General features: G+C 67.3%; 15 protein-coding genes and 1 pseudogene. 10 read left to right on the top strand and 6 right to left on the bottom strand.

Annotated elements, in window-relative coordinates; genetic code table 11:
• Window positions 1-13 precede the first annotated feature (13 nt).
• The gene (locus OXS49_RS05315; protein WP_267422477.1) at window positions 14-907 is read left to right on the top strand and encodes a VOC family protein; all 894 of its coding nucleotides are present in this window, start codon (window positions 14-16) and stop codon (window positions 905-907) included.
• 416 nt (window positions 908-1,323) lie between these two features.
• Here the strand turns inward: OXS49_RS05315 and OXS49_RS05310 are convergent, their stop codons facing one another.
• Together OXS49_RS05310 and OXS49_RS05305 are read right to left on the bottom strand one after the other, a co-directional pair.
• Window positions 1,324-1,863, bottom strand: coding sequence for a PAS domain-containing protein (locus tag OXS49_RS05310; RefSeq protein ID WP_267422475.1), 540 nt, complete (start codon window positions 1,861-1,863; stop codon window positions 1,324-1,326).
• A gap of 785 nt (window positions 1,864-2,648) precedes the next feature.
• Window positions 2,649-3,635, bottom strand: coding sequence for a GlxA family transcriptional regulator (locus OXS49_RS05305; protein ID WP_267422474.1), 987 nt, complete (start codon window positions 3,633-3,635; stop codon window positions 2,649-2,651).
• A gap of 162 nt (window positions 3,636-3,797) precedes the next feature.
• On the opposite strand from OXS49_RS05305, the gene solA reads away from it, so the two are divergent.
• Window positions 3,798-4,967 (top strand): N-methyl-L-tryptophan oxidase, encoded by a 1,170-nt coding sequence (gene solA, locus OXS49_RS05300; RefSeq protein WP_267422473.1) that lies wholly within the window; start codon window positions 3,798-3,800, stop codon window positions 4,965-4,967.
• Window positions 4,968-5,019: 52 nt separating this feature from the next.
• On the opposite strand, the pseudogene OXS49_RS05295 reads toward solA, so the two are convergent.
• Together OXS49_RS05295 and OXS49_RS05290 are read right to left on the bottom strand one after the other, a co-directional pair.
• Window positions 5,020-6,115 (bottom strand): annotated as a pseudogene (locus tag OXS49_RS05295) (chemotaxis response regulator protein-glutamate methylesterase).
• Window positions 6,112-6,525: a CheR family methyltransferase gene (locus OXS49_RS05290; protein WP_267422609.1), complete on the bottom strand. Its 414-nt coding sequence runs from the start codon at window positions 6,523-6,525 to the stop codon at window positions 6,112-6,114. Before OXS49_RS05290 ends, OXS49_RS05295 begins: the two are co-directional and overlap by 4 nt.
• On the opposite strand from OXS49_RS05290, the gene OXS49_RS05285 reads away from it, so the two are divergent.
• The 7 genes from OXS49_RS05285 to OXS49_RS05255 all read left to right on the top strand — a co-directional run bounded on the left by OXS49_RS05285 (window position 6,502) and on the right by OXS49_RS05255 (window position 8,938).
• Window positions 6,502-6,807: a hypothetical protein gene (locus OXS49_RS05285; protein WP_267422623.1), complete on the top strand. Its 306-nt coding sequence runs from the start codon at window positions 6,502-6,504 to the stop codon at window positions 6,805-6,807. The two genes, OXS49_RS05290 and OXS49_RS05285, sit on opposite strands and share 24 nt — an antisense overlap.
• Window positions 6,807-7,055, top strand: coding sequence for a peptidoglycan-binding protein (locus tag OXS49_RS05280; protein ID WP_267422472.1), 249 nt, complete (start codon window positions 6,807-6,809; stop codon window positions 7,053-7,055). Before OXS49_RS05285 ends, OXS49_RS05280 begins: the two co-directional genes overlap by 1 nt.
• Window positions 7,052-7,246, top strand: a complete 195-nt coding sequence (locus OXS49_RS05275; RefSeq protein ID WP_267422468.1) for a hypothetical protein — start codon at window positions 7,052-7,054, stop codon at window positions 7,244-7,246. Before OXS49_RS05280 ends, OXS49_RS05275 begins: the two co-directional genes overlap by 4 nt.
• Window positions 7,247-7,249: 3 nt before the next feature.
• Window positions 7,250-7,603: a hypothetical protein gene (locus OXS49_RS05270; protein WP_267422466.1), complete on the top strand. Its 354-nt coding sequence runs from the start codon at window positions 7,250-7,252 to the stop codon at window positions 7,601-7,603.
• Window positions 7,600-7,752, top strand: a complete 153-nt coding sequence (locus tag OXS49_RS05265; protein ID WP_267422463.1) for a hypothetical protein — start codon at window positions 7,600-7,602, stop codon at window positions 7,750-7,752. Before OXS49_RS05270 ends, OXS49_RS05265 begins: the two co-directional genes overlap by 4 nt.
• A 91-nt stretch (window positions 7,753-7,843) precedes the next feature.
• Window positions 7,844-8,434: a hypothetical protein gene (locus tag OXS49_RS05260; protein ID WP_267422461.1), complete on the top strand. Its 591-nt coding sequence runs from the start codon at window positions 7,844-7,846 to the stop codon at window positions 8,432-8,434.
• A gap of 255 nt (window positions 8,435-8,689) precedes the next feature.
• Complete coding sequence (locus OXS49_RS05255) at window positions 8,690-8,938, top strand: hypothetical protein (RefSeq protein ID WP_267422459.1); 249 nt, start codon at window positions 8,690-8,692, stop codon at window positions 8,936-8,938.
• 184 nt (window positions 8,939-9,122) lie between these two features.
• Here the strand turns inward: OXS49_RS05255 and OXS49_RS05250 are convergent, their stop codons facing one another.
• Both OXS49_RS05250 and OXS49_RS05245 read right to left on the bottom strand, forming a co-directional pair.
• Window positions 9,123-9,788 (bottom strand): sugar transferase, encoded by a 666-nt coding sequence (locus tag OXS49_RS05250; protein WP_267422456.1) that lies wholly within the window; start codon window positions 9,786-9,788, stop codon window positions 9,123-9,125.
• Window positions 9,789-10,207: 419 nt separating this feature from the next.
• Window positions 10,208-10,597: a hypothetical protein gene (locus tag OXS49_RS05245; RefSeq protein WP_267422453.1), complete on the bottom strand. Its 390-nt coding sequence runs from the start codon at window positions 10,595-10,597 to the stop codon at window positions 10,208-10,210.
• Between the two features lie 286 nt (window positions 10,598-10,883).
• Here OXS49_RS05245 and OXS49_RS05240 point away from each other — a divergent pair, with 286 nt between their 5' ends.
• Window positions 10,884-12,275 carry an MFS transporter gene (locus tag OXS49_RS05240; protein ID WP_267422451.1) on the top strand — a complete coding sequence of 464 codons (1,392 nt, stop codon included), beginning with the start codon at window positions 10,884-10,886 and terminating at the stop codon, window positions 12,273-12,275.
• The last annotated feature ends 1,081 nt before the right edge of the window (window positions 12,276-13,356 follow it).

Below are 13,356 nucleotides of genomic sequence, written 5' to 3'. Positions count from 1 at the left end.
CTGGAGACGGACCATGGCCACACCCCCTTCGAGCCAGCCCCCGGGCGGACCGGACCGCGTCCTGGCCGAGGCACCCTACCGGATCGGCGCGGCGACCGTCGTCGTGCGCGACCTCGATGGGCTCACGCGGTTCTACCGGGACATCCTCGGGCTCCGCATCCTCTCGGAAGCCGATGGCGCCATGCAGCTCGGGACGGGCGACACGACCCTTCTCGTTCTGCGGCACGACCCGAATGCGCGGCCTCGGCAGCCCCGAGAGGCCGGCCTGTTCCACACGGCGTTCCTGCTGCCCGGCCGGGGCGACCTCGGTGCCTGGCTCCTGCACGCGGAAGAGCACGGCATCGCGCTCACCGGCGGAGCCGACCACAGCGTGAGCGAGGCCGTCTACCTTGACGATCCGGAAGGCAACGGCATCGAGATCTACGTCGATCGCCCCGCATCCGCGTGGCCGCGGGCCTCGGACGGCTCGGTCGCGATGCGCAACGAACGGCTCGATCATGCGGGGCTCGTCGGTGCCGCGACACGTCCCTGGTCGGAGATGCCGGCCGCGGGATGCGTCGGGCACGTTCATCTCCAGGTGGGCGATCTGGATGTGGCGGAGCGCTTCTACACGCGCTTGCTCGGCTTCGACGTGATGTGCCGGTATCCCGGCGCCCTGTTCCTGGGGGCGGGCGGCTATCACCATCAGCTGGCCGGCAACGTCTGGAACAGCCGTGGCACCCCGATGCGCTCGGAAGGAACGACGGGTCTCGCGGAGGTCACGCTGCTCACGGACGAGCGGACGCTCGCATCGGCGCGGGTTCGATGCCGCGAGGTGGGTGTAACCGTCAGCGCGGACGGGGACGCCGTCGTGGTCCGCGATCCGTGGGGAACACACCTTCGTCTGAAGCCGCGGCCGGGGCGCTGACGGTTGGCGCCCGCGCGGCGCGTTGATCCGCGTGGATCCGCGCGAGGGCCGCGGGATGGAGACCTCGCTCCGTTCGATCTGGCTCAGGACCCGATGCAGATCGAACGGCTTGGGCAGGAAGGTCGCACGGACCGGAAGGGCCTCGCGGCTGACCGGCGCCTCCCCGGAGACCACGAAGAGGAGCGTCGGCGGGAATCGTTCGCGCACGTAATGCGCGAGCTTCAACCCGTCCATGTCGCCGGGCATCTGCACGTCGGTCAGCACGACCCGGATCTCGCCGTGCCGCGCGAGCAGCGCGATCGCCTCCTCGGCGTTGCCCGCCCCGAACACGCGCCAGCCCCGCTCCGCGAAGACGTCGAGGATGTCGAAGCGCAGGGTCTGCAGGACGATGGACTGGACCACCGCCGGCACGTTCTTCAGCCTGTGGGCCAGTTCGCGTTCATCCTCCGCATGTCTTCCTCGGCCCGCTTGCCGGCGCGGAAGTCGCGGGTGACGGTGCCGTAGCCGAGGGTGTTCCCGTCCAGATCGGTGACGGGGAACATCGCGTTGAGCACGGGGATCGGCTCGCCCGTGACGAAATGGCGGACGCGCAGCTCGCTGGCCCAGTGCCCGTCCCGCCCGACCGCCGGCAGGACTTCATTCGCCACGATCACCGCCTCTTCGGGCGGGAAGAAATCCGCGATGACGCGTTCGGTGATGTCGGCTGCGCCGAGCCCGACCGGTTCGCGGGCCGCGTCGTTCATGTAGACCACGCGCCCATCGACATGCGCCATGCCGATGAAGCCGGTGCTGTTCTTGGCCAGCCGCACGAAGCGGTCGCGCTCCTCCGCGCTCTCGCGCAACGCCGTGATGTCGCCCGATCCCGACAGGATGCGCTGCGACGTGCCGTCCAGGCCCCGGATCGGACTGGCCGTGCCACCACTTGGGGTGCCCCGCAGGGTGCTGGCGCGTCCCACGAAGCTCGCCGAGCGTCCCGCGCGCGCCCTGCACGGCCGCCAGCGCGTCGATGTGGCCGCTGCCGGTCCAGAAGTCCGGCCACGGGCAGCCGGCGATGGCGTTGAAGGCGCTGACCTCCATCACACGCTGATCGCCTTCGCTCATGAAGGTCAGCCTGCCGTCGAGGTCGAGCACCTCGATGCAGTCGGTCGAGTTGGCCAGGACGCTCGTCAGGAAGGCCTCCCGTTCCGCCGCATCCGCCGCCACGCGGAGCAAGCCGTCTCGGGCAGCATCCGAGGCGCACAGGGCCTGCCGCAGGACGACCACGAGTCCGACAAGGCCGGACGTCGTCGCGGCGTAGAGCGCGGATGCGGTCCACCGGATCGACGCGAGGTTGCCGGACGCGGGAGGGGCGAGGAGCACGTAGCCGGCACAGAGGGTCGACAGCAGCGTGGCCCACAGCCCGGCGCCCCCGTCCAGCAGCAGGGTCACCACCACGACGGCGGGCGTGAACAGGAACCACGGGGCGAACGCGGCGAACACCGCGAAGCGCAGCAGGGCGACGGCAAAGACCGCCAGCGCCGCGATGCCGTATCTCAGGAGAAAGGGCGGCCTTTCGACGATTCCAGTGCGGCGTCGAGAGAGGGCGAAGGCCGGGATGGTCGGCGTCTCACTGGCACAGGACGGTCAACGTCAGGTCCATCCCGTTGCCGGGACGATAGTGTCTAGGCCGAGGCTGACCGGGATCGCACGGGGCACGATTCCGGCCGCCCGAGCCGGCCTCGTCCGGTCCTGAGATCGCACGTCATCGGTCCGCGGTCGGGCTGCAGCCGAACTGGGATCGGTAGCTGCGTGAGAAATGGGCTGCGCTTGCGAAGCCGCAGGCCGCCGCGATCTCGCCGATCCGGAGTGGGCTCTGCCGCAGCAGGCGCCGGCCATGGGCGAGGCGGATGGCCCGGTAATGGGCCGTGAAGCTCAGGCCCAGCTTCTCGATGAACAGCCGGTCGAGGTGGCGCTCGCTGAGCGACACGAGGCGGGCCATGGCGTGGCGTCCGAGCGGCGCTTCGATCGTCTTCTCCATCGTCTCTATGATGGCGAGCAGGGCCGGGTGATGGATCCGGTACCGCTCCGCCGCGGAGGCGCGCTGCGGGTCGTCGGCCGCGCCCACGGCCGTGTGCAGGAACCAGTCCGACACCCGGCGGGCGAACGCCGCCCCCATGCGTTCAGCAATCAGCCCGTAGGCCATATCGAGGGGCGCGACCCCGCCGCCGCAGGTCGGCCGGTCGGCATCCGCGACGTAGCGTGCGCGGGTCAGGCGCGCATCCGGAAACGCCTCGAGCGTGGCCCCGGCATATTCCCAGTGGATCGTGAAGGCGCGATTGCCCAGCAGCCCGGCCGCGGCCATCAGGTAGGCGCCGCCCGAGATCCCGCCGATGCGCACACCGAACCGGGCCATCCGCCGCAGGGCCGCGTGGATCGCCGGCCTGTCCCAGCCCGCCGGTTCACCGCCCGCGCAGACGAAAAGGGTGTGGAGACGGAAGCGCGCGCGGGGCAGCGGCTCGGTGGGAACCTCGGCCCCGGAGGAGGACACGACCGGGCCCCCGGCCTCCCCGAAATAGCGCAGCCGGTAGAGGGCCCGCCCGGCGAGGTCGTTGGCGGCCCGGAACGGCTCGCAGGCCGAGGCGAACGACAGCAGCGCGAAGCCGGGAACGAGGAGGAACCCGATCTCCTGCGGGCGCTCCCCGCAGGCCGGATCGCCCTCCTCCGATATCCGCGGTCCGGTCTGGCTCATGCGTGCAAGAAACCGTCTCCTGCGGTCAAGCGCAATCGGCCGGGACCGGCATCCTGGGCGGCATCCACCGTTCTCCCGAGATCGCGTCCGAATGCCCGGCTCCGCAGCACCGCCCTCCGTCGCCGACCTGCACGACGGCGCCTGCACGCCCGGGGACGCCCGATGACCCGGCGGGTGGATGTCGCGGTGCTGGGATTGGGCGCGATGGGCAGCGCCACCCTGTACCAGCTGGCCAAGCGCGGGGCCTCGGTCATCGGGATCGACCGCTTCGTGCCGCCCCACACCCTCGGGTCGAGCCACGGCGAGACGCGGATCACCCGCCAGGCCGTCGGCGAAGGGCGCGACTACATCCCGTTCGTCACCGCCTCGCACCGCATCTGGCGCGAGCTTGAGGCCGCGACGGGCGAGACCCTGCTGAACGCCTGCGGCGCCCTCGTCATGGCGCCCGGCCACGGGGTCTCGTCCCACCACGGCAAGCCGGATTTCGTCGGCCGCTCGATCAGTGCGGCCGAGGGCGCGGGCATTGCCCACGCGGTACTCGACGGCGCCGAGGTCGCCCGCCGCTTCCCGCACTTCCTGAATCTCGCGGGCGACGAGAAGGCCTATTACGAGCCGGGCGGCGGCTACGTGATCCCGGAGCGCTGCCTCGCGGCGCAGCTCGCCTGCGCGGCCGCGTCGGGCGCCGAGATCCGGACCGGCTGCGCGGTGCGGGCGCTGCGGCAGGACGGGGACGGGATCCGCGTGGAGACCACCGACGGCGAGATCCGCGCCGACCGCGCGGTGGTCGCCGCCGGCGCATGGACGGCCCCGCTGCTCGGCCAGCCCTTCGACCGCCTGCTCACGATCCGCCGCCAGGTGCTGCACTGGTACGCCCTGACGGACACGGCCGCCTACGGCCCGCAGGCGCCGGTCTTCATCTGGATGTACGGGACGGGCGACACGGACTACCTCTACGGCTTCCCCCCGATGCCTGGGGAGCGCACCCTCAAGGTCGCCACGGAGCAGTACGGCACCAGCACCACCGCCGACGCCGTGGAGCGCCGCGTCGACCCGCTGGAATCCGCCGAGATGTACCAGCTGCGGGTCGAGAACCGGCTGGCCGGCGCCACCCCGGCGGTCGTCCGGGCCGCGGCCTGCGTCTACACGGTGACCCCCGACCGCGGCTTCATCATCGACCGGCACCCCGCGATGGACCGGGTGCTCGTGGTCTCGGCCTGCTCGGGGCACGGCTTCAAGCATTCGGCCGGCATCGGCGAGGCGATCGCCGCAGACCTCGCCGGCGAGCCGCGGCACATCGACCTCGCCCCGTTCGCCCTCGCGCGCTTCGGTTGATCCGCCAGGCGCGGGCGCTGCACCCGCCCGGGACAGGGCTCCCCGTCACATCCTACGCCGGCTGGCGCAGCGCCGGCATCGCGCCGAAGCGGATGATCTCGTGGTGCATCCGGTCCAGCGGCAGGACCTTCATGGCCGCGCCCCGCTCGATCGCCTCCTTGGGCATCCCGAACACCACGCAGCTCTCCTCGTCCTGCGCCACCGTGAGCGCCCCGGCCCGGCGCATCTCCAGGAGACCGTTGGCGCCGTCATCGCCCATGCCGGTCATCAGGATGCCGAGCGCGTTCGCGCCGGCACAGCGCGGCCGCGCGGAACAGCACGTCTACGGAGGGCCGGTGGCGCGAGACCAGGGGGCCGTCCTTCACCGAGACGGTGTAGCGGTTGCCGGTCCGCTGCAGCAGGAGGTGGCGCCCCCCGGGGGCGATCAGCGCCCGGCCGGGCAGCACCGCGTCCCCCTCCTCCGCCTCCTTCACCGCGATGGCGCAGAGGCCGTCGAGCCGCCGGGCGAAAGCGGCGGTGAAATGCTCCGGCATGTGCTGGACGATCACGACCCCCGGGCAATCCGGCGGAAGCAGCTCCAGCACGTCGCGCAGCGATTCCGTGCCCCCCGTCGAGGCGCCGATGCAGATGATCCGGTCCGTCTTGGCCACCGCCCGGTTGGGGGTCGGGGCCGGCAGCACGGCGTCGGCCGTCAGCTTCTTCTCGACGCGGCGGGGCTCCGGCCGGCTCGGGCGCAGCTTCGCCCGGGCGGCGGCCCGGACCGCGTCGGAGGCTCGCACCGAGGATTCGATCAGGAACTGGCGGGTGTCGATCCGGGGCTTGGACACGACATCGACGGCGCCGGCCTCCAGCACGTCGAACAGCGTTCGGGAGCCCGCCTCGGTGAGGGCCGAGCAGACGATCACCGGGATCGGCCGCTGTGCCATGATCTTGCGCAGGAAGGTCAGCCCGTCCATCCGCGGCATCTCCAGATCGAGGAGGATCACGTCCGGCACCGCCTCCTGGATGCGCCGGGCCGCGATGAACGGGTCCGCGGCCGTACCGAGCACTGTGATGTCGGGCGCGCCCTCCAGGATGGTGACGAGGGTCTGCCGGACCGCGGCGGAATCGTCGACGATCAGGACGCGGATCGGATCCTGCCGGGTCATTGAATGGGGTCTCGCATCCTGCGGAAGATGGTGGACGACATCTGTTCGAGCCCCGGGACGCCGGTCCCGGTCATCGATTCCGAATGACCGACGATCAGGAAGGCACCCGGCCGCAGGTGCAGGGCGAGGCGGCCGAGCACCGCCTTCTGCGTGTCCTTGTCGAAGTAGATCAGGACGTTGCGGCAGAAGATGACGTCCACGTCGTGATCGACCGCGTAGGCTGCATCCATCAAGTTGAGGTGCTTGAACCGCACCCGGCCGCGCAATTCGGGCACGATCCGCCCGAGCTTTCGCCCCGGGTCGCGGGAATCCATCACGTAGCGGCGGCGGATGGCCGGCGGGATCTGCGCCAGCATCTCCTCCGGGTACCCGCCGCGGCCGGGTCGGTGATCAAGGGCCTGCTGACGCAGCAGCTCGTCGAGCGCGCTATCGCCTTCGGCCTCAACACGGTTCAGGGCGCGGCCGTAGGCATGAAGCTGTCGGTCGACGTCCGCAGCACGGTGCTCGCCAACGCGCTGAACTATGCCGTCGCCCACGCGCCGGAGTGGTTCGTGAAGTGGGTCGGTGGCCCGGCGGCGATCCGCGACCACATCATCGCCCTGCTGCCCCAGGACCACGTGTCGTCGCTGGCCTCGGCCACCCCGACGGCGCTCGGCGCCACCACCGCCGACCCGGTCCGTAAGCTGGCGTGATGTTCAGCTTCTCAGCCCTGCTGAGCGCGCTGCTCGGCCTCCTCGCGCGGACGTTCTCGGACGTCATCGTGAAGGAGGTCGACAGCCTGCGCCACGACCAGGATCAGCGCGACCTCGGTGCGGCCCGGCAGGCGAACGTCTCCACCGCGGCGGCCGAGGTGGCGGAGGCTCGCGCCCAGGCTGCCGGCGACGCCGCTGCCGACGAGCCGGACGACGATCGCGACATTCTCCCCGAGGCGAAGCCATGACGTGCCTCGGGTTCGCCCTCGGCCTCGCCCTCCTGCACTGCGACCTAGGCCCCGCGCCGGCCAACTCCGCGGCCCGGTTCTGCGAGGTCATGACCTCGCCGGTCGCCTACGCCCGGACGGATGACGCGCAGACCCGGCGACGGCTGAGATCGCTGAACGCCGCGTGGCGGGCCACCTGCGGGAGCCATTGATTCGTGACCGGCGTCGAGATCGCAGGGCTTCTGAAAGACTACGGCCTCGTCGGGGCCGTGGCTCTGCTGCTGTACGCGCTGAAGGTCGTCGTCGGCCGGTGGCGCGACTGCATGCAGGAGCGGCTGAACGACAACAAGGCAATCACCGAGCGGATGGCAACTGCCCTGGAGCGGCAGGCAGCGACCAACGCCGACATCGCCGAGAACATGAAGGAGCTGCGGGACGGCCAGGGCGAGATCCAGAAGGTCGCCACTGAAGCCGCCCTCACCGCAGCAGCTGGCCGGCGTGAGACCAACGCGAAGCTCTCGGATCTGAAGACCGGTCAGGACCGGCAGCCCTCGGGAGCTGCCAAATGATCCTTCACTGCCACCGCGAACGCATCCGCCGTTGGGTCTGCCCGCAGTGCGAGAACTGTGACCTGACGGCCGACACAACCCGGCTGGAGCGTGCGGAGAAGCTCCACGCCATTTCCAGCCTCGCTGTCTCCCGGGAGGCCGAGAAGTAGGTCCGCCGGGTGAGCGACATGCGGGTCGCTGCCAATTCAGCCGTCAAACGCCTTCTGCACGACAAGCGCCAGATCGAGGAGACCGACGGCAGTGATTTATGATTTCCGGGGGACGGAAGCACTCAAAGACAAGGCGATTTTCGCGGCGATCATCATCTTCGCCCTCGTCGGCGTGCTCGACGTCTTCCTCCCGAACGCCGATGTGATCCTGCTGGCCCGGACGCTTCAGGCGGCCGGGTCCGCCATCGTCGTGGTGGTCTACTGGCCGGACTTCATCGAGGCGCTCCGGACGAAGAAGCCCGAGCTCGGTGACTTCCTGATCTTCGGGGTCACGATCGGCTGGATGGCGACCTTCTGCCAGGCCATATTCGTCATAGTGTTCCGGGTTTCGGGTAATCCGTGGTGGTTCGCCAACTCGGACCTGAACCTGCTCTGGATCGCGATGAGCATCCTATCGTCGGTGATGCACGTCATCGCGCCCGGGTTGGTGCGAAACGAGGTGCCCCGGCGCAACCGGCTCGGCTTGGGCATCGGCACGTTCCTGGGCGTGTTCCTGGCGTGCAGCGTCATGCTCATCAAGCCGGATCTAGCCGGCGTGCTGGAGATGGCCCGGCCCTACATCGCCGACGTGTTCAAGAGTGGGGCGTCGGATTTCCAGGCTCCGGAGGTGGACCTCCGATGATCTGGACGCACCCAGGCGAGGCGATGATGCTAGTCGGGATCGGCCTGCTCATCGAGCTGTTCGTCGGCGGCTGGGTCGCAGGCCGGCAGCGGCTGCCGCCCGGGTGACAGGAACCTCTGCGATGGCCCGAGGGTCGACCAGCCCATTGGTCCTAAGCACGAACCACCTTTAACCACCCGGCTCCGGCCGCGGCGGTTTTTTCGTCCAGTTCGAAGGCGGGGCCGATTAATCGTGCCTGGGCATCACCGGAGTGTGATGAACCAATTGCAAGAAGATCGCCAATCCCGCGACCCATGCGATTGCAACGTACTGGCAGGTGGCCACATCCACGGCTCAGAAGCCTTCCAACCTGCGCTGTCGATGGCGACGCAACCCCAGGGTAACCATAAATACGACGGGACGTCGGACTTGTCACTGGCGCTTATGAATCGGACGTTGACGATTGCGTCACAAAGCTATGAAATATTTATTGCCGCCAATTTTTCGGCCCAGGTTCGAAGATGATTATTCTCTGGGCAATCGCGCCACTAGTATGTCTCGGCTATTTCTTGATCGAGGCTTTGCGTGCGCCCGTCATTGAGGATGCCGAGACAGACGATCCTGTGGACGCACCGTCAAAACGGTCGGATGCCCGTCATCGCATGCCGCTGGTAGCGAAGCGCTTCGAGCGGCCGCTTTGAGCCGCGGTTTAGTAGGCGTCGGACCGGTGGGGCAGGATGTGTAATGCGGTCACGAGCAGGATTCGGATATCTAGGGCGAGGCTGCGGTTCTCGACGTACCAAAGGTCGAGCTCGATCCGGCGCTGCATGTCGGCGACTTCAGGCGTCGCGCCGCGCGAACCATTGATCTGGGCCCAGCCGGTGATGCCAGGACGCACAGCGAAACGCTGCCGGTAAGTCGAGATAAGCGCACCGTAGTGGTTGTCGTGAGCCAGCGCGTGTGGACGCGGACCAACCAGTGCCATGTCGCCGCGCAGCACGTTCAGGAGCTGAGGCAGCTCGTCCAGACTCGTCTTGCGCAGGAACGCGCCTAGTCTCGTCATCCGCGCATCGCCGCGCTGAGCTTGGCGCACAACAGCGCTGTCTTCCTGCACATTCATGGTGCGGAATTTGTAGATGAGGAACGTGCCTCCATTCAAACCAGTACGAGTCTGGAGGAATAGAGCCGGTCCGCGACTGTCCAAGCGAATCAGCAGTGCAACGATGGCCAGCAGGGGGGCGAGCAAAACCAAGATCACGGCTGCGATGAATGCGTCGAAACAATAGCGCAGAGCTGTACGCGTGTCCGAGAGATCGGCCATCCTAGCCAGATCTACCTCGCCGCGGTTGACCAGTTCGCGCTCAGTCGCGTCCATGTCTTTACCACCTTTACTGTAGAGCCCCCTCTCAAGGCGGGGCCGAAGGCTGCTCGAAGCCTGTATTCACTGGCTATGTCCGATTTTGAGACATTTCGCAATTGCGAAATTAACACAGTATTAATGTGGTTGACGTGCTGCGGCGCAGTACGTAGGTAGTTCGACCGAGCCGGGATGGATTCAGAGACGACGAGCGCCGGCGACCCTCGATGGGTGCCGACGCAGCAGCTAATTTCGGGGTGCGCAGGTCAGCGATGATACCACCCGCCGTCGCGCGACGGGCTTGCAAGGTGGGTGAGCGACCGGCCGTAGCTGGGCCGTAGCTTGCGACCGCCCGCGCTCCTCCCAAGCACTCCTTCAGCCCCGCCGGCTCAGCCGCGCGGGGCTTTTTCGTACGCCGGTTGAAACTTGTGTTTCAACTATCGATCGGATCCGCCGCCAGCCTGCGCCGGATTAAATCCCATCCATTTCGAGTAGATGGAATCGGCAGATGTTAAACTTCCTTCATGCGCATTAAATTGGCGATGAAATTTCGACCAGATATCGCGCTGCACCGGGCTGCAACCAAGGCAGACTGATGCAATTATCTTGCGATTATCACTGTCTAATCTTTTATCAAACTGATCATGTATAGCTTTGGCTTCCGCATTTTTACGGTGAAATATCGGATCTGTAGTCGATTCGATAGATGGGTATGTCGATTCTGGCGGTAGCGCTGCAAGCTTCTCATACGAAAGAGCTGGCGAAGCTAATGTGATGCCTACAGAAAGGATCAGAAATGACAGTCGCATGGTGACCTCGACTTGCATCGAGATCAGCATGGAATGGTAAATTAGTTCTAAACGTTGTCCGCAGCGAGTTTCGCGCCATCGTCGTTAGATGGACCCATAAATTGGTTCACCGCCGCCGCGGGCTTACTTTTGCCCCACCGCTCGCGCACCCAGAGCCATGCGCTTCGTCTTGTAGCGCACATTTTTAAATCGCGGGACGCCGCTTTAGGCGATCGGGCCCGGCATGGATCGGTTGGACAATCACGGCGCTCAGCGCTCGGTCGAGGATACCGACCGACGCTGAGACGCAGGAGAAACCACGCTCTTGATCAAGGCACGGGGAGACCGGCTGGACGCGCCGGGCGAGGCCGAGAACGGCCGCGACGGCTCGGTCGCGGCGATCGCGCGGCGTCTCGATGCTCTGCCGGTCACCTGGCTCCACGTGGCGATTTTTGCCGTCAGCACGCTCGGCCTGTTCGCGGATATCGCTGAAGTCGCCCTGAGCAACGCGCTAGCGGCCATCTTCCTCGCCCCGCCCCACAACCTGCCGCGCAGCAGCTTGTCCCTCCTGTTAGCCTCCGTCTTCGCCGGCGGGGCGCTTGGTGCGCCGGTCTTCGGCCTGCTAGGCGACCGCCTTGGGCGCAAGCGCGCGCTCCAGGCTTCCCTGGTGCTGATGGCGATCGGCTCGCTTGCCGCCGCGCTCAGCACTGATCTTACGTCGCTCACGGCGACGCGCGCAGTGTCGGGCTTCGCGATCGGCGGCTTTCCGCCGCTAGTAGCGACCCTCCTTGCCGAGGTGATGCCGCCCCGGCGGCGCGGCGCGATGCTGATGATCTGCGCTGGGATCGGGTTCCTCGGCGGTTCGGCCGTCATTATGCTGGTCCAGATCCTCGCGCCGGTCGCACCACTCGGGATCGAGGCGTGGCGCTGGGCGCTGATCCTCGGGGCTGGCCTGGCGGCTCTCGCGGCCGTACTGTTCGCGTTCCTGCCGGAGTCGCCGCGCTGGCTCGCCGCGGCCGGGCGCCCGGTCGAGGCCCAGGAGGCTTGTCGACGGTTCATGAACTCAACACGCTCACAATCAACCGCTCTCACCGGAGAGCCACCGGCGTCGCCCAATGCTCGGACGCCCGCCGGTGAGGCGCCTGCGATGCGCAGGATTACCCTATTCATCGCCCTCTACGCCCTCGCGCCCTGGGCGACCCTGGGCTTCCCTCTGCTGAGCGCCGTCGTGCTCCTGGAGAAGGGCTTCAAGGTCGAGCAATCCCTGGTCTTCGCCGCCCTTTCGCTGCTGGGACCGCCGCTGGGGACGCTGCTTACGGCCCTGGTGGTCGACCGGCTGGAACGGCGCGCCAGCCTTGCCGTCCTGGGCGGGACGATGGCGGGCCTGGGCACCGCCTTCGCCGCGAGCACGGGGTTCGTCACCCTGGTCCTGCTCGGTATCGCGTTCAACACAGCGGCAGCGATCTATGGGGCGATCCTGTCGATCTACGCAACGGAATTGCTGCCGACGCGACGGCGGGCATCGATCCTAACCTGTGCCTGGGCGGGTGGGCGGATCGCGTCCGCGTTGGCCCCCTTCGTCCTTTTGCCTGCGCTAACGGCCTACGGCCCGCACGGGATGTTCGCGATCATCACGGCCGTTCTCGTGGCGAGCGCTGCGCTCCTGCTAGGCGGCCCGCGGGGCCTATCCGGCCAGCCCATCGTGCAGACCCCGTGAGCGTCCGTAAATGACGGTAGTAGCATCGCGGGTTCTTCAACCGGTCGACAGGGCAACCGCCGCTCCGTCACAACGCCCTCAAGAGCGGCTCTAACTGCGCGGCTCGAGTAACAGTTCGCTCCAGTATCAATCGCGGACGACGTCAAGCCGACGCCGGAGAAGGGCGCCCAACAGAGTGCTGGCATCATGCTGATGGGCTGCGTTGCGTATCGGCACGATCGCTGGTGAGATCGGACGCTTCCCCGCCCCGTGAGCAGATCGGGGCGCGGCCGAGCGGGCCAAGTCGGTTAGTTTCCCCTCAACGGAACGTGCGGATCCAGTGTGGACCGATCTCGTCTTATCTCGGCGACGGGTCATGGCATGGGTGGCCTAACTCGTCAGCGAACTCGGAGAGCGTGCCCCTGATCTGACGATGGAGCGTTATTGCGATCGCACCCGATACAGACACGGGGGTTCCACGGTCGATCCAAGGGGTTCTGTCGCACGCTCAACGTGCCAAGCGTCACTGATGCGGTTGTCCGTGGCTCAACGTGTTTGATTTGTGGTTGTAGAGCAAAATAGGAGTTCGTTTCGACAGCTCGCCCATTTTGCGTCGTCATCAGCAGCACCAAACTACTCACGAACGAAACCGCGGCCAACCGAGTTGACATTCTGTCCCTCCAAATCGGCGCTTCTTTTAATCAGTATGAATTGACGTGATAGGGCTAGTTGGGTCGTCAGCGGTTATATGAGCCCCTATGGGTCCAATGGGCCACACTTGCGGGTGCCTATGTCTGATGGACCCCGTCGCCGGACGCTCGCCACCGTGTACGGCTCAGATAAGTTTTCCCTACAGCGAGGCCTTCTGCTTCCAGGGGCACCAGAGCTCGGAGGGCGTGCAAGGTTCGCTCCCGCCCAGGCAAACCGGCGCGCTCGGCGTTTTCTGTGGCGGTCGCGGCCTCCGGCGTGAGTGCACCGAGCACGCGCGGGCGGATGTCTTTGCGTGGCCGCGCGCCGCGGGGTGCTGGCTGTTTGGATATTGGGCCATCTATGCAGCTTCAACGAGCCGGCGGCTCTCGGCCAGCCGCAGCAGGTCGCCATC

Source organism: Methylobacterium sp. GC_Met_2 (genome assembly GCF_026540795.1).
Taxonomy (GTDB): domain Bacteria; phylum Pseudomonadota; class Alphaproteobacteria; order Rhizobiales; family Beijerinckiaceae; genus Methylobacterium.
The sequence above is the reverse complement of the archived record's forward strand: the minus strand, read 5'-3'. Positions and strand labels throughout refer to the sequence as shown.

What these genes read in the sequence shown, in the direction of transcription:
- OXS49_RS05275 (WP_267422468.1), top strand. Translation starts at nt 7,052, where the DNA reads ATGACGTGCCTCGGGTTCGCCCTCGGCCTCGCCCTCCTGCACTGCGAC.
- OXS49_RS05280 (WP_267422472.1), top strand. Translation starts at nt 6,807, where the DNA reads ATGTTCAGCTTCTCAGCCCTGCTGAGCGCGCTGCTCGGCCTCCTCGCG.
- OXS49_RS05250 (WP_267422456.1), bottom strand. Translation starts at nt 9,788, where the DNA reads ATGGACGCGACTGAGCGCGAACTGGTCAACCGCGGCGAGGTAGATCTG.
- solA (WP_267422473.1), top strand. Translation starts at nt 3,798, where the DNA reads ATGACCCGGCGGGTGGATGTCGCGGTGCTGGGATTGGGCGCGATGGGC.
- OXS49_RS05255 (WP_267422459.1), top strand. Translation starts at nt 8,690, where the DNA reads ATGAACCAATTGCAAGAAGATCGCCAATCCCGCGACCCATGCGATTGC.
- OXS49_RS05315 (WP_267422477.1), top strand. Translation starts at nt 14, where the DNA reads ATGGCCACACCCCCTTCGAGCCAGCCCCCGGGCGGACCGGACCGCGTC.
- OXS49_RS05265 (WP_267422463.1), top strand. Translation starts at nt 7,600, where the DNA reads ATGATCCTTCACTGCCACCGCGAACGCATCCGCCGTTGGGTCTGCCCG.
- OXS49_RS05245 (WP_267422453.1), bottom strand. Translation starts at nt 10,597, where the DNA reads ATGCAAGTCGAGGTCACCATGCGACTGTCATTTCTGATCCTTTCTGTA.
- OXS49_RS05305 (WP_267422474.1), bottom strand. Translation starts at nt 3,635, where the DNA reads ATGAGCCAGACCGGACCGCGGATATCGGAGGAGGGCGATCCGGCCTGC.